Origin of the sequence: Marinobacter koreensis, assembly GCF_023156285.1 — a bacterium.
In the GTDB taxonomy this organism is placed as follows: domain Bacteria; phylum Pseudomonadota; class Gammaproteobacteria; order Pseudomonadales; family Oleiphilaceae; genus Marinobacter; species Marinobacter koreensis.
Window position 1 is genome coordinate 305516 of the sequence record NZ_JAKZAJ010000001.1, and the last position, 19117, is coordinate 324632.

Annotated in this window: 23 protein-coding genes; 18 read left to right on the forward strand and 5 right to left on the reverse strand. The window is 59.4% G+C overall.

Annotated elements, in window-relative coordinates; translation table 11 throughout:
• Positions 1–10: 10 nt before the first annotated feature.
• A complete protein-coding gene (locus MLD04_RS01490) occupies positions 11–454 on the reverse strand; it encodes a YtoQ family protein (protein ID WP_248154070.1) in 444 nt (147 codons plus the stop codon).
• 149 nt (positions 455–603) lie between these two features.
• Between MLD04_RS01490 and MLD04_RS01495 the strand changes: the two genes are divergently transcribed.
• Positions 604–1338: an SDR family oxidoreductase gene (locus MLD04_RS01495; protein WP_248154072.1), complete on the forward strand. Its 735-nt coding sequence runs from the start codon at positions 604–606 to the stop codon at positions 1336–1338.
• Between the two features lie 121 nt (positions 1339–1459).
• Positions 1460–2569: a histone deacetylase family protein gene (locus MLD04_RS01500; RefSeq protein ID WP_248154075.1), complete on the forward strand. Its 1110-nt coding sequence runs from the start codon at positions 1460–1462 to the stop codon at positions 2567–2569.
• 14 nt (positions 2570–2583) lie between these two features.
• Here the strand turns inward: MLD04_RS01500 and arfB are convergent, their stop codons facing one another.
• On the reverse strand, positions 2584–2997 hold the full coding sequence (gene arfB / locus MLD04_RS01505) for an alternative ribosome rescue aminoacyl-tRNA hydrolase ArfB (RefSeq protein WP_248154078.1): 414 nt from the start codon (positions 2995–2997) through the stop codon (positions 2584–2586).
• A 93-nt stretch (positions 2998–3090) separates the two neighbouring features.
• Between arfB and MLD04_RS01510 the strand changes: the two genes are divergently transcribed.
• The gene (locus tag MLD04_RS01510; RefSeq protein ID WP_248154080.1) at positions 3091–3414 is read left to right on the forward strand and encodes a hypothetical protein; all 324 of its coding nucleotides are present in this window, start codon (positions 3091–3093) and stop codon (positions 3412–3414) included.
• A 7-nt stretch (positions 3415–3421) separates the two neighbouring features.
• Here the strand turns inward: MLD04_RS01510 and MLD04_RS01515 are convergent, their stop codons facing one another.
• Together MLD04_RS01515 and MLD04_RS01520 are read right to left on the reverse strand one after the other, a co-directional pair.
• On the reverse strand, positions 3422–4360 hold the full coding sequence (locus MLD04_RS01515; RefSeq protein WP_248154082.1) for a GGDEF domain-containing protein: 939 nt from the start codon (positions 4358–4360) through the stop codon (positions 3422–3424).
• A 104-nt stretch (positions 4361–4464) separates the two neighbouring features.
• Positions 4465–4695: a hypothetical protein gene (locus MLD04_RS01520; protein ID WP_051067780.1), complete on the reverse strand. Its 231-nt coding sequence runs from the start codon at positions 4693–4695 to the stop codon at positions 4465–4467.
• Between the two features lie 195 nt (positions 4696–4890).
• On the opposite strand from MLD04_RS01520, the gene MLD04_RS01525 reads away from it, so the two are divergent.
• Positions 4891–5751, forward strand: a complete 861-nt coding sequence (locus MLD04_RS01525) for a LysR substrate-binding domain-containing protein (RefSeq protein WP_248154085.1) — start codon at positions 4891–4893, stop codon at positions 5749–5751.
• Between the two features lie 6 nt (positions 5752–5757).
• Here the strand turns inward: MLD04_RS01525 and MLD04_RS01530 are convergent, their stop codons facing one another.
• Positions 5758–5958, reverse strand: a complete 201-nt coding sequence (locus tag MLD04_RS01530) for a DUF3185 family protein (protein WP_248154088.1) — start codon at positions 5956–5958, stop codon at positions 5758–5760.
• A gap of 204 nt (positions 5959–6162) precedes the next feature.
• On the opposite strand from MLD04_RS01530, the gene MLD04_RS01535 reads away from it, so the two are divergent.
• The 14 genes from MLD04_RS01535 (at position 6163) to MLD04_RS01600 (ending at position 19109) form a co-directional block, all read left to right on the forward strand.
• Positions 6163–7302 carry a 4Fe-4S dicluster domain-containing protein gene (locus MLD04_RS01535; RefSeq protein ID WP_248154090.1) on the forward strand — a complete coding sequence of 380 codons (1140 nt, stop codon included), beginning with the start codon at positions 6163–6165 and terminating at the stop codon, positions 7300–7302.
• A complete protein-coding gene (locus tag MLD04_RS01540; RefSeq protein WP_248154093.1) occupies positions 7299–7769 on the forward strand; it encodes a cyclic nucleotide-binding domain-containing protein in 471 nt (156 codons plus the stop codon). The genes MLD04_RS01535 and MLD04_RS01540 overlap by 4 nt, the downstream gene beginning before the upstream one ends.
• On the forward strand, positions 7766–8596 hold the full coding sequence (locus MLD04_RS01545) for an FAD/NAD(P)-binding protein (protein ID WP_248154095.1): 831 nt from the start codon (positions 7766–7768) through the stop codon (positions 8594–8596). The genes MLD04_RS01540 and MLD04_RS01545 overlap by 4 nt, the downstream gene beginning before the upstream one ends.
• Before the next feature lies 1 nt (position 8597).
• On the forward strand, positions 8598–9380 hold the full coding sequence (locus MLD04_RS01550; protein WP_248154097.1) for an NADH-quinone oxidoreductase subunit B family protein: 783 nt from the start codon (positions 8598–8600) through the stop codon (positions 9378–9380).
• The gene (locus tag MLD04_RS01555) at positions 9370–10659 is read left to right on the forward strand and encodes a Ni/Fe hydrogenase subunit alpha (protein ID WP_248154100.1); all 1290 of its coding nucleotides are present in this window, start codon (positions 9370–9372) and stop codon (positions 10657–10659) included. Before MLD04_RS01550 ends, MLD04_RS01555 begins: the two co-directional genes overlap by 11 nt.
• Positions 10652–11131, forward strand: a complete 480-nt coding sequence (locus MLD04_RS01560; protein ID WP_248154102.1) for a hydrogenase maturation protease — start codon at positions 10652–10654, stop codon at positions 11129–11131. Before MLD04_RS01555 ends, MLD04_RS01560 begins: the two co-directional genes overlap by 8 nt.
• Complete coding sequence (locus tag MLD04_RS01565; RefSeq protein WP_248154104.1) at positions 11124–11405, forward strand: hydrogenase/urease maturation nickel metallochaperone HypA; 282 nt, start codon at positions 11124–11126, stop codon at positions 11403–11405. Before MLD04_RS01560 ends, MLD04_RS01565 begins: the two co-directional genes overlap by 8 nt.
• Entirely contained in the window at positions 11402–13738 is a 2337-nt protein-coding gene (gene hypF, locus MLD04_RS01570) for a carbamoyltransferase HypF (RefSeq protein ID WP_248154106.1), read from the forward strand. The genes MLD04_RS01565 and hypF overlap by 4 nt, the downstream gene beginning before the upstream one ends.
• Positions 13711–13938, forward strand: a complete 228-nt coding sequence (locus MLD04_RS01575; protein WP_248154108.1) for a HypC/HybG/HupF family hydrogenase formation chaperone — start codon at positions 13711–13713, stop codon at positions 13936–13938. Before hypF ends, MLD04_RS01575 begins: the two co-directional genes overlap by 28 nt.
• On the forward strand, positions 13935–15041 hold the full coding sequence (gene hypD / locus MLD04_RS01580) for a hydrogenase formation protein HypD (protein ID WP_248154110.1): 1107 nt from the start codon (positions 13935–13937) through the stop codon (positions 15039–15041). The genes MLD04_RS01575 and hypD overlap by 4 nt, the downstream gene beginning before the upstream one ends.
• Positions 15034–16071 (forward strand): hydrogenase expression/formation protein HypE, encoded by a 1038-nt coding sequence (gene hypE / locus MLD04_RS01585; protein WP_248154112.1) that lies wholly within the window; start codon positions 15034–15036, stop codon positions 16069–16071. The genes hypD and hypE overlap by 8 nt, the downstream gene beginning before the upstream one ends.
• 192 nt (positions 16072–16263) lie before the next feature.
• Entirely contained in the window at positions 16264–17316 is a 1053-nt protein-coding gene (locus tag MLD04_RS01590) for a mechanosensitive ion channel family protein (RefSeq protein ID WP_248154114.1), read from the forward strand.
• 286 nt (positions 17317–17602) lie between these two features.
• Entirely contained in the window at positions 17603–18235 is a 633-nt protein-coding gene (locus MLD04_RS01595; protein WP_248154116.1) for a PEP-CTERM sorting domain-containing protein, read from the forward strand.
• Between the two features lie 175 nt (positions 18236–18410).
• Positions 18411–19109 carry a crotonase/enoyl-CoA hydratase family protein gene (locus tag MLD04_RS01600; protein ID WP_248154118.1) on the forward strand — a complete coding sequence of 233 codons (699 nt, stop codon included), beginning with the start codon at positions 18411–18413 and terminating at the stop codon, positions 19107–19109.
• Positions 19110–19117: the final 8 nt, after the last annotated feature.

Here is a 19117-nt window from a genome sequence, read left to right on the forward strand (position 1 = left end):
GTCAGGCCGCCTATTTGGCGGTCGTGACGTACTTCAATACCTCAACCACCTGCTCAGGCGTTTGCGCCCAGGCCATGGCGGAAGCATCGACTTCCTTGAGCGGGTGAACGATGTCGTCGCCGTGCAGCGTGATGTAGGGCGTGCCCATGGCGGCGCAGAAGCCTGCGTCGAAGGCCGCATTCCACTGCTTGTATTTATCCCCGAAGCGAATCACCGCCAGGTCACACTGCTCCAGCAGGGTCTTGGTACGGATGCCGTTGACCTTGGAGGACTGGTGGTCCCGCCAGAAGGGTACGTCCGGTTTGCCCAGAACATCACCGGCGGCGTCGCTGGCATCGTGGTCGGTGACCGGCGCGGTAAATTCCACGGGCAGGCCCGCGGCTTCGGCACCGGCCTGAATCTGTTCGCGCCAGTCGGTGTGAATTTCGCCAGAAAGATAAACGGTCCAGATCATTGTTGATTCCTCGGTTGTTGTGGGATTTGGCCAGTCATACGACCAGAATTAGATAGGGTGCATAATACTTTAGGGGAATCCGTGAGTCAGCGCCGTTCTTCCGTATGCTAGTGTCAAAGGTCTAAATGTTCTGATTGTCAGGAGGTCCTATGGAACTCAATCCCTTGAAAGACAAAGTCGCCGTCATCACTGGCGCATCCAGTGGTATCGGTATGGCCGCTGCCCGGCAGCTGGCTGCTGAAGGGGTGAATGTGGTTCTGGTGGCCCGCAGTGCCGATAAACTCGAGGCGCTGGCTGCAGAGCTTGGAGACCGTGCCACGGTGCAGGCGGTCGATGTCGGAGATCGCGACGCCGTGGTTCGGTTGTTCGAAACGGTCAGGTCCCGGTTTGGTGGTCTGGACCTGCTGTTCAATAACGCGGGTGTGGGCTACAGCAATGCGTTCGAGAATAGCACCCAGGAAGAATGGCAGAAAACCATTGATGCCAATCTCTATGGGGTCCTCAATTGCACCCAGCTGGCAATTCCTCTGCTTCGCGGCCGTGAAGGAGCGATGATCAGCAGTGTGTCGAGCGTGGGAGGCCGCTATGGTCTGGCAGGGTGGTCGGTGTATAACGCCACCAAGTTCGCCGTGGTCGGTTTCCACGATGCCCTGCGCAAGGAGTTGGGGCCGGAAGGTATCCGGGTGTCCCTCATTGAGCCAGGTGCCGTGTATACCCACTGGGGCTACAACGTGCCGGAAGACAAGATGAAGGAGCGCCGTGACAGTCTTGAAGCGCTGGAAGCGGAGGACATTGGCCGGGCACTGGTCTATGCGTTTGCCCAGCCGCGCAATGTCAATGTCCAGGAAATGCTGGTGATGCCGACGAAACAGACAACGCCCTGAACGGCACCTTTCGATGCCTGGTGTCGGGGATTGGCTTCTTTGACTATCCTTTGAACAGTAGCGTCGTGGCCTGGATTCACAAGACGTCACGCGTCCCGTATTCCGAACCGTGGAGTGTGCTGTGGCAAATCGCAGGGATGTCACCGTCTTTTACGATGAGCGGGTACTCAACCATTCTCCCGATGTGAATGCCGCTTTTCTCCCCGGACGCCTCGACAAGCGCGTTCGGGGGATACTGGCAGGCCTGAATGTTCAATGGAAATACCCGGAACATCCGGGGCGAATCCACGCCATCCTGGATTTACTCAACCGGGAGCCGGTTGATGGGGTTCGTTTTTCCGCCGGCAAGGCTGCAACCCGGGAGCAGCTTGCCCGTGTTCATACAACCTCTTACCTGGATGACGTGTTTGCACTGCGCGACAAGAACGCCTGGCTTGATGTAGATACGACGGCTGTTTCTCCCGGCAGTGTGGAGGCGGCGGAGGTTGCGGCCGGGACGACCATTGCCGCGGTGGAAGCGGTGATTTCCGGCAGTACCGACAGCGCCTTTGCGCTGGTTCGGCCTCCTGGCCACCATGCAGAACCGGTGCGAGCCAGGGGGTTCTGTCTGTTCAATAATGTTGCCGTTGCGGCGGCTCATGCCCTTGCGGAACTTGGTTGTGATCGGGTTCTGATTGTTGATTGGGATGCCCACCATGGCAACGGTACCCAGGATATCTTCTGGGCGGACCCCGATGTCCTGTTTTTCGATATTCATCGTGCGTCGCCCTTTTACCCAGGCAGTGGCAGTCTGCAGGATGTTGGCGCCGGGCTCGGTGAGGGCACAACGGTGAATGTGCCGATGCCGGGAGGTGCTGGTGATGTGGCCTACCTGAGGGCTTTCAACGAAATCCTGGTGCCCGCCGCCGAGTATTTCAAACCGGATCTGATTCTTGTCTCGGCAGGGTTTGATGCCCACTGGTATGACCTGGCTTTGAATGTATCCTTCGAAGGCTTTGCCGCGCTTACGAACATTATTCAGTCGTTGGCTGATCGCCTGTGCCAGGGGCGAACGGCCTTTGTACTTGAAGGTGGGTATAACACCGAGTCTCTGGCTCAGGGAGTGCGCTCTGTACTGGATGTTCTCGCCGGAGGCGACGTTCCGGAGCCCAGAATTTGTGGGATGGAGGCGGTGGAAGAGGCCATTGCCTTCCATCGAAGCGCGTTTACCGAGGATCCGCCGGACGAGTGACCGGCGCACTCCGGTCAGAGCTGCACTTTGCCTCGAAGTGCCTTCGTTTTCCCTTTCTGGGTTTTCCGGTCGACCCGACGCCGCTGCGAGGCGCGGGTGGGTCGCGTGGCACGGCGGGCCTTCTGTTGCTTTACGGCACTCTGAATCAGCTCCTTGAGGCGTTGAAGCGCATCGTCCCGGTTCAGCTCCAGCGTCCGGAATGACTGGGCCTTGATAACCACGATGCCGTCTTTGCTGATGCGTTGGTCCGACAACGCCATCAGTCGTTCCTTGTAAAACGGTGGCAGCGTGGAATGCAGGATGTCAAAACGGAGGTGGACCGCCGAGGCCACCTTGTTGACGTTCTGGCCCCCGGCGCCCTGGGCGCGAGTTTGGGTGATCTGGATTTCCCAGTCCGCCAGTTCGACGGTGTTGGAGATTTTCAACATGGTTCCGTTCGTGGTTGTGAAGGGTCTGATTCATCAGCCCGGGATTTTTGCTAGTATCGGGCGCCAACGACAGTCCAGCCAGGGAAGCCTCCAATGTCCGAAGATCCCCTGAAAGCACTTTCCGACATGGCAAGTGACGCCCACGCCCGCATCCAGGCGACCCATGAACACATCAATCCGGTCGTGGAAGTGCGCCGCGGCATGCGTGATGCCGGGATACCCGCCGATGTCATGACCATTGACTGCCTGCGAACCCGCCGGCGCATAACGCTCATCCTACACGATGAGCGACCTGGATATCTGCTTTACCAGTTTGTGACCATCAAGGATGAGGTGGGTGAGGAATTCCAGCAGATGCCCCTGCCTGAGGTAAGCACCCAGACCCTTTTCGATTGGATGCAGGACTACTTCGGTTAGGCAAATACTACGCCGCCACGATCCGGTTTCGGCCGGCGTGTTTGGCCTGGTAAAGGCGCTCGTCGACCACTGACAAAAACTCATTGATGGTCTGGTCGCGGGTCGGGATGACCGTGCCGATGCCCATGCTGACTGTCACACACTGACCGGCCTCGGAGCCACCATGCGGTATCTGTTCCCGGAACAGGAGTTTCTGGCAGCGTTCGGCAACTTTTTGCGCGGCTTCGTTGTCGGACTCCGGCAGGATGATCACGAACTCCTCACCTCCGAACCGCGCAACGAAGTCTCTGGCGCGTTTGGCTGCGGACTCCAGAAGGGTGGCCACCTGCTTCAGGCACTCATCGCCCTGCAGGTGGCCATGCAAATCGTTGTATTGTTTGAATTTGTCGATATCGAGAAGGATGACTGAGAGCGGATGTCGGTGCCGGAGGGCGTGGTTCCAGGTTTCCTCCATGACGGTGTCGAACATGCGCCGGTTGGCGATTCCGGTCAGACCGTCCTTGAATGAATATTCCTCCAGCTTTTTCTGCAGGGTTGCCAGTTCATGTTCCGTCTTTTTGCGTTCGCTGATGTCGAACATGAAACCGACCAGCGCTTCGACCTCGCCTTCCTCATTGCGGACCACGTGGACCACGTCGCGAATCCACACGTAGTGCCCGTCTTTATGCAGTGCCCGGTAGTCTGCCTCGTGGTCGATGCCGGATTCGGACTGTGACACGCAGAAGTTGACGACCCAGTCACGATCCTCCGGGTGCATCCGGGTAGCCCAGTCGTCCACGCTGATCCAGCTCTCCGGAGTCCATCCCAAAAGAGGTTCGATTTGTGGCCCGATGTAGGCAAATTGCAGGGTTTTCCAGTCAATTTTCCAGGGTATCGCCCTGGTTGATTCGAGGAGTGTCTTGTACACCGAACTGTCTTCGGCCAATTCAGCAGGTTGTTCAGTCACGAGCGGATTCCGGGGACGTTTCGCTAACGATAGACGATTTTACAGTCCGGGAATACTGTGATTTTTGAGGGGGAATGCCGGAGGGAAGCCCCTCCGGCATCGTCTTACTTGAAGCGATGGGTTTCGAGGTATTCTACGGCGTCACTGCGCAGTGGCAGTTTCAACGCACCCTGGAGATCGCGGCGCTCATATCCCAGGTCGGCGAGGATGTCATCTTTCTCGGCGAGCAGGGATTTCGCCATTCTCCGGAACTGCTGACGACGCGAGTAACTTGTCACCCAGGAAGAAAGAAGCCCTGATGCCTGTTTCTGGGGGTTGCTTCGGATGCCTGGCATTGTCGTCACCTGTCTTTGCTCTGTTTACCGGTACATGTCAACCAGCACCGCCGGAAGCCGAACGGGTTCCAGCGGTTTGCCACACGTATATGGTGGGCTTGATATTGCCTTCAGGCAAACGAAAAGAATTTAACTATGCCTTCAGTTTTGCTTAAACTGGTTCATGCCAATAGCTGTTTATAGGAACTGAATCGCGTGAACTTGCCGTTACTGGACAATGACGTGCTCCGAAGCTTTGTGGCGATTTCGGAGTGTGGGACTTTTACTGAAGCTGCCCGGGTGGTTCACAGAACGCCGTCCGCGCTGAGCATGCAGATCAAGCAGCTGGAACGAAATCTCGGTAAGACCTTGTTTGTCCGGGAGCCTCGTCAGGTCACGCTCACCACCGAAGGCGAAATCCTGCTGGACTACGCCCGTCGGCTATTGCGTCTGAATGAAGAGGCCGTGCAGCATTTCATCGCTCCGGAGCTTGAGGGCCGTGTGGGTATCGGTACCTCCGACGATGTGGGCACCCGGATTCTGCCCGAGGTCCTGGCGCAGTTCGCACGGTCGTATCCGGCAGTGTTGGTGAACGTTGTCGTTGGCTCCAGTAAGCAGAACATTGCCCGCCTCGATGCCGGTAAGCTGGATATGGTCCTGGTGACGGTTGCCGATGAGGCCAGGGAGGTGCGGGGCGAAATCGTTCACCAGGAGCCGCTGGTGTGGGCGGGGCGTGAGGAATCGTCTGCGTTTCAGCGCTCACCTCTTCCGCTTGCCCTGGCACACGAGGGCTGTGCCTGGCGGCGGATGACGCTGAGAGCCCTGGATCGGGCCGGCGTGCCTTACCGGATTGCCTACACCTGCGAACATTGCTCAGGGCAGGAGGCCGCCATGATGGCGGACCTGGCCGTCGCGCCTTTCCCTGAGAGCCTTGTACGGGCACCGTTGAAACAGGTTGTCAGTGAACACCTTCCGGAGATTGGTTCATACCGCCTTGCGTTGGTCCGCCGCGGTTCCAATCCCCTGAATGACGCCCTGGCAACCCATGTGAAAGAAGCCTTCCAGAGCCTGGCCTGACTCGCATTATTTCTTGACGAAGGTGAGGAAGGCGCCGGCTACGGCCGCCGCCGCTCCGCCGATCAGGTACCACATGGTTTCGTCGGTAAAACGACCGGTCAGCGTTTCGGTCAGCTGATTGCCAACGGATTGACTGGCCTGGTACCCGAAATAGAGCAGGCCGATACCCACCACAAGCAATACCAGCCCGATCAGTTTGCTTCCCATGACAGTCTCCTTGTAAGGCATAAATTGCTGATAATTCCGGGAATCTTGACACTGGCCGCGCTGCCGGGCAAGAGCGCTTCGGATTTTTTGCGGCGTCTGCTCAGGGCGTTCCGGCATTGACAGACATGCCCACTGAGCTAAAGCTTGTGTCAGGCAACGGTTGGACGCGCGATAGCTTTATCGCCATCAATAGCAGGTTCGGGCATGGACGATCACGGAGTTTCTTCAGTCATCTCTCTGGATGGCCTGCAATGTCTGCTGGATGCATTGGCCAGGCGAGGGTATCAGGTGGTGGGGCCAAGAGTTCGCGACCAGGCCATCGTGTATGACGAGCTCTCCCGGGTTGAAGAGCTTCCCGCCGGGTGGACCGATGAGCAGGACGGCGGCCACTACCGGCTCAAGCGTCGCAACGATCAGGCCCTGTTTGGCTATGCGGTGGGGCCGCATAGCTGGAAGCAATTTCTGCATCCGCCCCGGGTTGGACTGTGGCAGGCAACGGTTGTTAATGAGGACCGTCTACACTTTGAGCCGGTCCGGGATGAAGCACCCCGTTACGCATTTATTGGCGTGCGGGCGTGCGAACTTGCGGCGATCACCATTCAGGATCGGGTTTTAATGGAAGACAACCATGCCGATCCGCACTATCGTCGGCGCCGCGAGCAGGCCTTTCTGGTCGCGCTGAATTGTTCCGAGGCGGGCGGTACCTGCTTTTGCGATTCGATGAACACGGGGCCGGATGTTAAAAGCGGATACGATCTGGTACTGACCGAATTGCTGGACAGTGACACCCACCATTTCCTGATTCAGTCAGGCTCAGCAGAGGGCGCCGAGATCCTGTCCGAATTGCCCGGAGAGTTGGCCACCGATGCCCATTTTTCAGCAGCCCGGGACGTGGTTGAACGAACTCGCCGAAATATGGGCCGCAGTATGCCGAAAACCGACATACCGGCCCTGTTGATGGACAACCTGGAACATGCGCGGTGGGACGACGTTGCCGAGCGATGTCTGAGTTGCGCCAACTGCACCATGGTTTGCCCAACGTGTTTTTGCACCACTATGGAAGACACCTCCGATCTTGAGGGCGTGACCGCGGAAAGCAGCCGGCGTTGGGATTCCTGTTTCAATGCCGATTTTTCCTACATCCATGGCGGGAGTGTGCGCAACTCGACCCGGTCCCGTTACCGTCAGTGGATGACTCACAAGCTGGCCACCTGGGTGGATCAGTTTGGCACGTCGGGCTGCGTGGGCTGTGGCCGATGCATCACCTGGTGCCCCGTAGGCATCGATCTTACCGAGGAAGTGCGTGCCATTCAGGGCGATAGCTCGCCAGGAGAACAGACATGAAAAGCATCGCCCAGCTCGTATGTGAACATCCGTTCTTTCAGGGTCTGGACAGCGAATTTTGCGACCTGATGTGCGGGTGCGCGCGAAATGTCCGCTTTGATCCGGGGGAATACCTGTTCCACCAGGGCGAGAACGCCGATTACCTGTATCTTATTCGCCATGGGCAAGTGGCGCTTGAGCTGGCGGTGCCCGGGAAATCGCCAGTGAGCTTCCAGACGCTCCATGATGGTGATGTAGTGGGAATCTCCTGGGTGTTGCCGCCCTACCACTGGGCTTCCGACGCTCGTGCCATGAGTCTGACCAGGGCCATTGCGATGGATGCCCACTGCTTGCGGAAAAAATGCGACGATGACCCGGCCCTGGGTTACGCCGTACTGAAGCGGTTACTTCCGATCCTCACCAGCCGGCTCAACGCAACGCAGATGCAGATTCTGGATGTGTATGGCGCGCCGGAGCAGCAACCGTGAATTCACCGGATGCGTGGATGCCTGAGCCGGTCCGGGTTCTGAGGCGAAAGCAGGAACTCGAGACAACCTGGACGCTGGAGCTGGAGCCCGGGCAAGCAAGTAAAGGGGCCTTTGCACCGGGGCAGTTCAATATGCTGTATGTCTTTGGCGTCGGTGAAATCCCCATCAGCCTCAGCGGCGATCCCGGCCAGACCGATCGCCTGGTGCATACGGTGCGTGCCGTGGGCCCGGCATCCAGACAGCTGGCCACGTTGAGGCCGATGGCAACCGTGGGGTTGCGAGGCCCTTTTGGAACCGGATGGCCGCTGGCCGCCGCGGAAGGCTCGGATCTGCTGATCATCGCCGGTGGGTTGGGGCTGGCACCGCTAAGGCCGGCGATATACCACGTACTGAATAACCGGGAGCGATACGGTCGCGTTGTGTTGCTCTATGGAACGCGTAGCCCGGACGACATTCTCTTTCGTGAGCAGTTGGACGCCTGGAACCGGCTGCCCGATTTTGATGTTCACATCACGGTGGATCACGCGGGCAGCGATTGGATTGGCAAGGTCGGCGTCGTTCCTGCGCTGGTGCCAACACTCGCATTCGACCCGGAAGATACCGTGGCCATGGTCTGCGGTCCGGAAATCATGATGCGGTTTACTGCGAGCGCGCTGCGCGATGCCGGTGTTGATGATCAATCAATTTACCTGTCCATGGAACGGAACATGAAATGTGCACTGGGACACTGCGGCCACTGCCAGTTCGGTTCGACGTTTGTCTGCAAGGACGGCCCGGTACTGTCGTTCGATCGGCTTCGCGGGCTGCTGAGTCTCAAGGAGTTCTGATATGGCTGCTGCGGATCACAAGCCCCGGTTGGCGGTCTGGAAATTTGCCTCGTGCGATGGCTGCCAGCTGAGCCTGCTGGATTGTGAGGACGAGCTTCTGCGCGTTGCTGACGCCCTGGAAATTGCCTATTTCCCGGAAGCCACCCGCAGCCAGATTCGGGGTACCTATGATTTGTCACTGGTAGAGGGCTCGATCACCACCGCCCACGATGCCGAACGTATCCAGGAGGTGCGCCGGCGCTCACGAACCCTGGTCACGATCGGCGCCTGTGCAACGGCCGGTGGAATCCAGGCGTTGCGTAACTTCGCCGACATCGACGAGTTCATCGCAGCCGTCTATGCCCATCCTGAATACATTGAAACCCTGTCCTCATCCACGCCCATTTCCGATCACGTAGCGGTAGACTTTGAACTGCGCGGCTGTCCGATCAGCAAGACACAGTTGCTGGAGGTTGTTTCCGCGTTTTTGCGCGGCCGGCGCCCGGTCACACCCGCACACAGCGTTTGCCTTGATTGCAAGCTCAAGGGCAATGTCTGCGTGACGGTCGCTCATAGCACACCTTGCCTGGGGCCGGTGACCCACAGCGGCTGCAACGCCCTGTGCCCATCCTACAATCGCGGCTGCTATGGTTGCTATGGCCCCAAGGAAAATCCCAATGCGGCGGCTCTGAGCGAACGCCTGGATCAGCTGGGTATGAACCGGTCGGAACGCCTGCGCTTTTATCGGACCTTTAATGCCTGGGCCGAGCCGTTCCGTGAGGAGAGTAAGCGTCATGAGTCGTAAGACCATCAAGGTGAATTACCTGGCGAGAGTGGAGGGTGAGGGGGCCCTCAGTGTGACGATTCGGGATGGTCGGGTCAGTAACGCCGAATTGCGGATTTTCGAACCGCCGCGCTTTTTCGAGGGGCTGCTGCGCGGACGGGATTATTCGGAGGCTCCGGATGTCACCGCCCGCATCTGCGGTATCTGCCCGGTCGCCTACCAGATGAGCTCGGTCAACGCGATGGAAAACGCACTGGGTATTGAGGTGGACGGACCGCTCCGGGCATTGCGTCGGCTGCTGTATTGCGGTGAATGGATTGAAAGCCATGCCCTACACATCTACATGCTCCATGCACCGGATTTTCTCGGCTACGCCGGAGCGGTGGATATGGCCAGGGATTACCCCGATGTCGTCAAGCGGGGCCTGGCCCTGAAGAAAGCCGGGAACGCCATCATGGCACTGGTAGGTGGCCGGGAAATTCATCCCATCAATGTCCGGGTGGGTGGGTTCTATCGGACCCCGACCCGGAAGGAACTGGCGCCCCTCGCGGAAACCCTGAAACAGGCTCGTGAAGATGCATTGGCAACGGTACGCTGGACGGCTGGCCTGGACATCCCGGAAGCCGAACGTGACTACCACCTGGTGGCGCTGCACCATCCAGATGAGTACCCCATGAATGCTGGGCGAATCATCTCCAATCGTGGTCTGGATATCGCTGTTGAGGACTACAATCAGCACTTCGTGGAGTCCCACGTCCAGCGTTCGACGGCGTTGCATTCGCACTTGAGAGAGCACGACTGCTACCTGGTCGGCCCTCTGGCGCGCTACAGCCTCAATTTTGACCAGCTTTCCCCTCTGGCACGGGAAGCCGCCAACGACGCGGGCCTGGGGCCCACCTGCGCCAACCCCTTCCAGAGTATCGTGGTCCGCAGCATTGAAGTGCTGTACGCCTGCGATGAAGCGCTGCGCCTGATCGAAGCCTATGAAGAACCCGTCCAGCCCTTCGTCGCCCATCAGCCGAGGGCCTCGGAAGGGTTCGGGTGCACCGAGGCACCAAGGGGGCTGTTGTTCCACCGCTATCGGTTGAATGCAGAGGGCCAGATCCAGGAGGCCCAGATCGTGCCTCCCACATCGCAGAATCAGCCCAGCATCGAGGCCGATCTGAAGGAAATGGTGGGCAACTGGCTCGATTTGCCCGCCGATGCGTTGCGCGAACGCTGTGAGCAGACGATCCGGAATTACGACCCCTGTATTTCCTGTGCCACTCATTTTCTGAAGCTGGATGTTCGCCATGAATGAACCGCTCAGGCCTGTCAGGATAATCGGTGTTGGCAACCGGGATCGTGGGGATGACGCACTTGGGCCTCTGGTGGTTCAGGCGCTTCAGGATCGCTTGCCGGAGTCCGTCAGTGCCGTTGAACACAGCGGCGAAGTGTCGGGATTGATGGACTGTCTGGAAGGGGCCGAAGCGGTGTATCTGGTCGACGCTGCAGTCATGGGGCTCGAGCCTGGCAGTGTCCGGGATTTCGATGCGCGCACCAAACCCCTGCCATCGCTGGGTGGGAACTACTCCTCCCACGCGTTGGGACTGTCCGAAGCGGTTGAGCTGGCTCGGGCGCTGGATACGCTGCCTCCGGTCTGCCGTGTGTTCGCGGTGGAGGCTGCCACGTTTGAAGCGGGTGAAGGGCTCTCGGCAGCCGTGGATGCGGCGATTCCCCGGGTTGCCGAGGCTCTACTTGATGCCATTACGCAGGAGGGTGGGCATGCATGAAACTGCGCTGGTCAAAAACCTGATCCATAAGCTTCAGAACATCTGCGCTGAAGAAAAAGCCGGGCGCGTTGTCGAGGTTTCGGTCTGGTTGGGGGCGCTTTGCCACATGTCTCCGGACCACTTCACCGAGCACTTTGTGCAGGAAGCGGCGGATACCTGCGCCGAACATGCCCGTTTACGGATCGAGGCTTCGGCCGACATTCATGATCCCAACGCCCAGGATGTCCTGTTGCAGAGTCTGGAACTGGAGACGGACGACGAGGGGCTTCCGTGACTCAGGCAAATACTGCCGAGCCGTTCCTGAATCGCTGGCGGATCAGCGTTCGTGGTGTTGTTCAGGGCGTGGGTTTCCGCCCCTTTGTCTATCGTCAGGCAACGGAGTTGGGGCTGTCCGGATGGGTTGGAAACTCACCGGAGGGGGTGGAAATCGAGGCGGAAGGCGCTCCCCTGTTACTTGAGCGGCTGATCTCCGCGCTGAGGCATCAGGCGCCAGCCAACGCCCGTGTTGACGATATTCGTGCGGTCCCCGTGGTCCGAAGCGGGGCGTTCCGGGCGTTCAGTATCCGGGAAAGCCAGACTCGAGGCGAGACTGCGGTGCAGTTACCTGCAGACTGGGCACCGTGTCCGCACTGTTTGCAGGAACTGAAGGACCCTGATAACCGGCGCTATCGCTATCCCTTCATCAATTGCACGGACTGCGGTCCCCGGTTCAGCCTGATGGAGGCATTGCCCTACGATCGGGCGAATACCGCGATGAGGCACTTTCAGATGTGCCGTCGATGTCTCGCTGAGTACCAGGACCCTGCCAGCCGTCGCTTTCATGCCGAGGCGACGGCGTGTCCCGATTGCGGCCCGCGTCTTTCCTTCTGCGGACCTGACGGTGACGTCGTTACGCAGGATGAGGCTGCATTGGCGGAGGCGGTTGAGGCTCTGTCGGCGGGCAAAATTCTTGCGCTCAAGGGGCTGGGTGGTTATCAGCTTCTGGTGGACGCCCGCAATGCCAGGGCGGTTCAGACTTTACGGGTGAGAAAACAGCGGCCCGACAAGCCCCTGGCGGTGATGTTCGGCTCCCTGGAAGCGCTGCAACGGATCCGGCGCGTTTCGTCGGCAGAGCGTCAATTGCTCACTGGCCAGGAGCGGCCGATTGTGTTGTTGCGAATGCGCAGCCATGGTCTGGCTGACAATCTGGCCCCACGCCTGTCAGAGCTGGGCGTGATGCTGCCTTCTACCCCACTGCATGAGCTGTTGCTCGGCGAACTCGGGTTTCCGGTTGTCGCCACGAGCGGCAACCGGAACGGAGAACCGATCGCGTACGACAACGAGGATGCGCGGGCACGCCTCGGCGATATCGCCGATGGTTTTCTGATACACGACCGGCCGATCGTGCGGCCTCTGGATGATTCCGTCGCCCGCGTAACGGCTGGGCATCTGCAGTTGCTCCGCCGGGCGCGTGGCTACTCGCCGAATCTGGCCCTGCCTTTCCGGGCATCACCAGGCTGGGGGGCGGCCGGTGGCCACCTGAAAACCACCGTGGCGCTGAGCACTGACAGTGGCGTGGTATTGAGCCCGCATCTGGGAGATATGGACAGCGCTTTGGGGCGGGATGGATTTGATCGCACGGTGGACAGTCTGCAAACACTGTTTGCTACACGGCCACAGTGTTGGGCACATGACCGTCATCCGGATTACTTCACCACCGGCCGGGCCCTGGCGTTCGGATCGACACATTGCGCGGTTCAGCACCACGTGGCTCACGTTGCGGCGGTCATCGCCGAACATGGGCTCAATGAGCCGGTACTGGGCGTGGCCTGGGATGGCAGTGGCTTTGGCGACGACGACACGCTCTGGGGCGGAGAATTCCTGCGGCTGGACTCCCGGGGCTACCAGCGTCTGGCACACATGAGGCCGTTTCGCCTGCCCGGTGGCGAAGCGGCGATGCGGGAGCCACGGCGTTCAGCCATTGGGCTGTTACATGCGTTGAAGGGCGAGGGCCTGATCGAGTGGGAGTCGTTGCCTCCGGTGAGTGATTTTGCCCGGGCGGAGAGGAGATTGCTGGTGCAGGCGCTCAAGGCGGGCGTCAACGCTCCTCAAACCTCCAGTGTTGGCCGGTTATTTGACGCCGTGGCGGCACTTGCAGGAATCTGTCAGAAGGCCAGTTACGAAGGCCAGGCGGCGGCAGAGCTGGAAGCCAGTATCGATCGTGAGGGAACGCCGCAGCGCTACCGATTCGGCCTGTCAGCTCCGGACACCGACTGCCCTTGGCAGGTGGACTGGGAGCCGGCGATAGAAGGGGTGCTGGCGGACATTGCCCGTGGCGCTTCGGTATCAGACATTGCCACGGCCTTCCATGCCGGTCTGGTGGACCTCATTATCCGCGTCGCGAAGCAGTTCCAGTTATCCCATATTGTCCTTGGGGGCGGGTGCTTTCAGAACAGTTACCTGCTGGACTCGGCCATACGGAACCTGCAAGACGAGGGCTTTCGGGTGTTCTGGTCATGTCAGGTGCCGATCAACGATGGTGGCCTGGCTCTGGGGCAGCTCGCCTGGGCTGCCCGATTGAACCAGAAGGGAGAGGCGACATGTGCCTGGCCGTACCGGGACGCGTGATCAGTATTGAAGGCGATGATCCACTCACCCGGCAGGGGCGGGTGGATTTCGGCGGTGTGGTCAAGTCGGTTAATCTGGCCTACGTTCCGGAGGTCCGGCCCGACGACTACGTATTGGTGCACGTCGGTTTCGCGATCACGATCGTGGATGCCCGCGAGGCCGAACGGGTTTTCGAGTATCTGGACATGCTGGAGCCATGAAATACCGAGACGAGTATCGTACGCCAGAAGCTGCCCGGGCCTATGCCGAGGCGATCACCCGCATTACCACGCGCCCCTGGACGTTGATGGAAGTGTGCGGCGGACAGACCAACGCCATTGTTCGCTTCGGCATTGACCAACTCTTGCCGGAAGAAATCACCCTGATCCATGGGCCTGGTTGTCCGGTGTGTGTGACCCCGATTGATTACATCGACAAGGCTCTGGAAATTGCCGCCACACCGGGCGTCGTCCTCTGCACCTTCGGAGATATGTTGCGCGTACCCGGAACACAATCGGACCTTGCCGCCGCCCGCGCCCGGGGCGCCGATGTCCGGGTGGTCTATTCGCCGCTGGAGGCGCTCGCGGTTGCTCGCGAACACCCGGATTGCGAGGTGGTTTTCTTCGCGGTTGGCTTCGAGACCACCGCCCCGGCCAACGCCATGGCCGTCTACCAGGCCGAGCGGGAAGGGCTTGTGAATTTCTCGGTACTGGTCTCGCAAGTTCTGGTTCCCCCGGCGATCCGTGCTCTGCTTGAGCGTCCGGGCAACCGGATTCAGGGTTTTCTGGCCGCCGGGCATGTCTGCACGGTTACCGGCTACGGGGAATACGAGCCGATTGCCGATCAATACCGGGTGCCGATCGTGGTGACCGGTTTCGAACCACTGGATATCCTGGAAGGGGTCTATCGCTGCATCAGCCAGCTGGAGCAGGGGGAGCATCGTGTCGAGAATCAGTACAGCCGGGCGGTGCGCCGCCCCGGCAATCAGCTGGCCCAGCAGGTGATGGAGACGGTATTCCAGGTGGTTCCCCGACAGTGGCGAGGAATGGGTGGTATTCCCGAGAGCGGCCTTGGGCTTTCCCCGGAGTACCGGACCTTTGACGCCGAAGCCCGCTTCGGTGAGGTGAGCGACCGGGAAGAGGTTGTCGGTGAGTGCGCCAGTGGTGCGGTGTTACGGGGCGAAATCCGGCCCGACCAGTGCCCGGCCTTTGGCACCCGCTGCACCCCTGAGCAGCCTTTGGGGGTGACCATGGTGTCCGAGGAGGGGGCCTGCGCTGCCTATTACCGTTATCGCCGGCACGCTGGAGGCCCGTCCGATGAGTGATATCCACTGTCCGGTGACCGTCGACGGTCAGGACGTCGTGACCATGGCCCATGGTGGCGGAGGGCGGGCGACGGCGCGGTTGCTGGATAGCCTCTTTCGCCCGGCCTTTGATAATCCCTGGCTGGAGCGCCAGCACGACGGTGCCGTGTTGGATATGGCCGGAGCCATGGCCTTCACCACCGATTCCTATGTGGTCAGGCCGTTGTTTTTCCCGGGCTCCGATATCGGAGCCATGGCCGTCCACGGCACGGTCAACGATCTGGCTATGTGTGGCGCCGAGCCGCAGTACCTGAGTGCGGGGTTTATCCTGGAGGAAGGCTTGCCGCTGACCACCCTCCGGCAGGTTATCGATTCCATGGCCAGCGCTGCCCGGAAAGCGGGGGTTCGGATCGTTACCGGTGACCTGAAAGTCGTGGAGCGTGGTAAGGCCGATGGGCTCTATATCAACACGGCCGGCGTGGGGCGAATCGTTGCGGCGGATCCAGTTGAACCCGGTCAGGTACGGTCAGGGGATCGAGTGCTGCTCAGCGGTGATATCGGTCGTCATGGCATTGCGGTGATGGCTGCGCGGGAGAAACTGGACCTGGAATCGGCGATTGAGAGCGACTGCGCGTCCATTGCCTCTCCGGTCCTGGCGCTGCTCCATGAAGGCATCGCCGTCCGTTGCCTTCGGGACCTGACCCGGGGCGGTCTGGCCAGTGGGCTGGTGGAAGTCGCTGAAACCGCGGGCCTGGCTGCCCGGATACAGGAAGCGGATATCCCGGTGCGCGAGGACGTTTCCGCTGTCTGTGAGCTTTTGGGGCTGGACCCTTTGCATGTCGCCAACGAAGGCCGCTTTATGGCGGTTGTCGCGCCGGAGGACGTCGATCGGGCGCTCGCTATACTCCGGTGCCATAGAGTGAGTAAAGCGGCGGTCGAGATCGGCCGCTTTCAGGAGGGGCGGGCTGGTCAGGTAACCGCAGAAAGCCTAATTGGCGGCACCCGGATCGTCGATCGACTCTCCGGGGAACAGCTGCCGCGCATTTGCTAGTCTCGCTATCGGTTGGCGCAACCCTATTGCACTCGCTCAACCTGCACACTCGCGACGGGGTTGTACCAACGCTGTCCTTCTCTCAGCGTCGAACCGTCTGTTGAACTGCTTTGTAGCCGTGTCCTGGCCCTGTCGTCGGGAACATCTATGCGCTAGTTTGAAAGGGACCGGTTCAGGAAGCGGAGAGGCGCAATGATGGAATCACTGGAGAAGGCTATTGAAGCCTGGTGGCTGCCTGGTCTGTCAGCCTTGTTGGCTGTGGTGGCTACCTATGTGGTTTATCGACTGACCCTTGCGTTGTTCCGGCACTTTACCGAATCCCGCACGGTTCCAAGATTGTTCCTGGATGCGTCGGCGCGGGCGCTTGGAGCGGTGTTGTGTCTGCTGGCACTCAGCGGCGCTCTCAGTGCTGCGCCGGACGACCTTCCTCTGCTCTCCGGCATCCGCCAGACCAACACACTGTTGCTGATTCTGGCGATGACCTGGGCGGCTGTCAGACTCACCTCGGCGATTGGAGAGGTGATTGTTACCCTGAATCCGGTGCTGGAGGGCCAGTGGCAACGCGCCAGGAAGGTCGAAACCCAGACCCGGTTCCTCGTTCGCTGTCTCAATATCCTGATTATGATTATCGGTTTCGGCGCTGCCCTGATGACGTTCGAATCGGTCCGCCAGGTCGGGGCGAGTGTGCTCGCCTCGGCCGGTGTGGGCGGTATCATTCTGGGCTTTGCGGCCCGACCGGTACTGAGCAATCTGCTCGCAGGTATGCAGATTGCGCTGACCCAGCCATTCCGCATTGACGATGTACTTTACGTCCAGGGGGAGTGGTGTTGGGTGGAAGAAGTCACGGCGACGTATGTTGTGCTGCGGGTCTGGGACCTGCGGCGTCTTGTGGTGCCGCTGCAATGGTTTATCGAGAACCCCTTCCAGAACTGGTCCCGAAAGAGTGCCGACCTTCTCGGAACCGTCTTTATCTGGGTGGATTACACGATGCCGGTGCAACCATTGAGAGAGGAGTTCGAACGCATACTGGATGAATCCGATCAGTGGGACGGAAAGGTTGCGACGGTCCAGGTGACGGATTCCAGCGACCAGGCTATGCAGATCCGGTTCCTGATGAGTGCGCCCGACTCCAGCAGGAACTGGGACCTGCGCTGTGCTGTGCGAGAGGGATTGGTGACCTATGTCCAGAAACATTACCCCTCTCATCTACCCAGACTGCGGGCCCGGCTGATCGAACGGGAGTAGTTCGGTCACTTTTCCGTCATATCCCGGAAAGACCCGTTTCAAGCGCTCTGGGTCGGGATTTCCTGTCTCTACCCACACAGTTATCCACAGATTCTGTGAGTAACTGGGCGGGTAAAAACTGTAAAGTCCGATGAACAGGCATGTCAGGTTAATTTACAGCATCAAAACGTGAGGGTGAGGTGCTTTCACTTAACATTCTGATTATCAAAGCGAAAAGGAGCGGTGGTACTGAGGTTGCAGTTGTAAGCGACAGTTAGCAATTCGTCGCTGGAAAAGGAAGTATCCCATGTCGTTTATCACTCGTATCGCAGCACTCGGTGCCCTGGGCTTCTCGCTCGCGGTCGCCGCTCCCGCCTCTGCCAACCTGATTGTGAACGGTGGGTTCGAGAATCCGGACGTTGCAGCTGGCACTTGGAACTACTTCAGCTCTGCGGATGTTGACGGTTGGGAGACCGTAAATAACACGAACATTGAAATCTGGAACGATCTGAATGGCGTAGCGGCCTATGAAGGTGAACAGCTGGCTGAGCTGAACGCCCACCCGTCCTCGAACAGCCTTTTTGGTATTTACCAGGACTTTGCTACCACCGTTGGGCAAACCTACGGTTTGAGCTTTGCCTATCGTGCCCGCCAGAGCAACGACGAGAGCTTTAACGTTTCGATTTCCGATCAGGGCACAGGCGGTGATGCCTTGAACTGGTTGATGAGTGATCACGTCGTAGGAGAGTGGAAAGTATTCAGCACCACCTTTGCAGCCTTCTCAGAGTCGACCAGGCTGACGTTCACTACCACGAATACCAGCACCATCGGTAATCTCCTCGATGATGTAAATGTTGCCGTACCTGAGCCGGGCACCCTTGGCCTTCTGGGGCTTGGAGTGCTGGGTCTCGCCATGGCTCGTCGTCGCCAGTCTGCCTGATACTTCGTTCAGGAATGAAAAGGTCGTCCCACGGGACGACCTTTTTTGTGGGTGTTTGAAAATCACACATCAAACCGGCTTCGGGATTGAATCTCGTCGGAAGGTCGCCGACAATCTCTCTTCAATAAGTTAACAAACACTCACTTTATTGAGCGGAAGCCGAAAGGAGAGCCCGGTGACAGAACTTGTGACGTACGAACTGAATGACGGTGTAGCCACGATAACCCTCAGCAATGGCAAGGCCAATGCACTGAGCCACGAGGTGTTTGAGGCTCTTAACGGCGCTCTTGACCGCGCGGAGCAGGACAAGGCGGTGGTCATCCTGACCGGTCAGCCGGGCATCTTCTCGGGCGGGTACGATCTGAAGGAAATGCAGAAAGGTCCAAAGGAGGCGGCAACCCTGGTCAAGGTGGGATCCACTCTGGCACATCGCCTCGCTGGTTTCCCGCTGCCGGTCATCGGTGCCTGTAGTGGTCATGCGATCGCCAAAGGCGCATTCATTCTTCTCTCCGTGGATTACCGTGTGGGCGTTGAAGGCAGTTTCAAGCTGGGCCTGAATGAGGTAGCCATCGGGATGACCATGCACCACGCAGGCATCGAGATCGCCCGCCATCGCCTGACCCCGTCCCATTTCTATCGGTCGGTCGTAAACGCTGAGATCTTCAGCCCGAAGGATGCCGTGACGGCCGGATTCCTTGATGAAACAGTGGCTCCTGAACAGTTGGTGGAACGGGCAAACCAGATTGCCCAGCATTTCCGCACGCTGGATCTGCGGGCGCACAAGCAAACCAAGGTGAAGGCCAAGGCAGAGTACCTGGCGCTGCTTGAGAAATGCATCGAGCAGGACGCCAAGAACCTGGGACTCACGGATTAATCCGTCCT

Coding starts and splice junctions, on each gene's coding strand:
- MLD04_RS01490 (WP_248154070.1), bottom strand. CDS start 454: ATGATCTGGACCGTTTATCTTTCTGGCGAAATTCACACCGACTGGCGC.
- MLD04_RS01495 (WP_248154072.1), top strand. CDS start 604: ATGGAACTCAATCCCTTGAAAGACAAAGTCGCCGTCATCACTGGCGCA.
- arfB (WP_248154078.1), bottom strand. CDS start 2,997: ATGTTGAAAATCTCCAACACCGTCGAACTGGCGGACTGGGAAATCCAG.
- MLD04_RS01510 (WP_248154080.1), top strand. CDS start 3,091: ATGTCCGAAGATCCCCTGAAAGCACTTTCCGACATGGCAAGTGACGCC.
- MLD04_RS01520 (WP_051067780.1), bottom strand. CDS start 4,695: ATGCCAGGCATCCGAAGCAACCCCCAGAAACAGGCATCAGGGCTTCTT.
- MLD04_RS01530 (WP_248154088.1), bottom strand. CDS start 5,958: ATGGGAAGCAAACTGATCGGGCTGGTATTGCTTGTGGTGGGTATCGGC.
- MLD04_RS01535 (WP_248154090.1), top strand. CDS start 6,163: ATGGACGATCACGGAGTTTCTTCAGTCATCTCTCTGGATGGCCTGCAA.
- MLD04_RS01540 (WP_248154093.1), top strand. CDS start 7,299: ATGAAAAGCATCGCCCAGCTCGTATGTGAACATCCGTTCTTTCAGGGT.
- MLD04_RS01550 (WP_248154097.1), top strand. CDS start 8,598: ATGGCTGCTGCGGATCACAAGCCCCGGTTGGCGGTCTGGAAATTTGCC.
- MLD04_RS01555 (WP_248154100.1), top strand. CDS start 9,370: ATGAGTCGTAAGACCATCAAGGTGAATTACCTGGCGAGAGTGGAGGGT.
- MLD04_RS01560 (WP_248154102.1), top strand. CDS start 10,652: ATGAATGAACCGCTCAGGCCTGTCAGGATAATCGGTGTTGGCAACCGG.
- MLD04_RS01565 (WP_248154104.1), top strand. CDS start 11,124: ATGCATGAAACTGCGCTGGTCAAAAACCTGATCCATAAGCTTCAGAAC.
- MLD04_RS01575 (WP_248154108.1), top strand. CDS start 13,711: ATGTGCCTGGCCGTACCGGGACGCGTGATCAGTATTGAAGGCGATGAT.
- hypD (WP_248154110.1), top strand. CDS start 13,935: ATGAAATACCGAGACGAGTATCGTACGCCAGAAGCTGCCCGGGCCTAT.
- hypE (WP_248154112.1), top strand. CDS start 15,034: ATGAGTGATATCCACTGTCCGGTGACCGTCGACGGTCAGGACGTCGTG.
- MLD04_RS01590 (WP_248154114.1), top strand. CDS start 16,264: ATGATGGAATCACTGGAGAAGGCTATTGAAGCCTGGTGGCTGCCTGGT.
- MLD04_RS01595 (WP_248154116.1), top strand. CDS start 17,603: ATGTCGTTTATCACTCGTATCGCAGCACTCGGTGCCCTGGGCTTCTCG.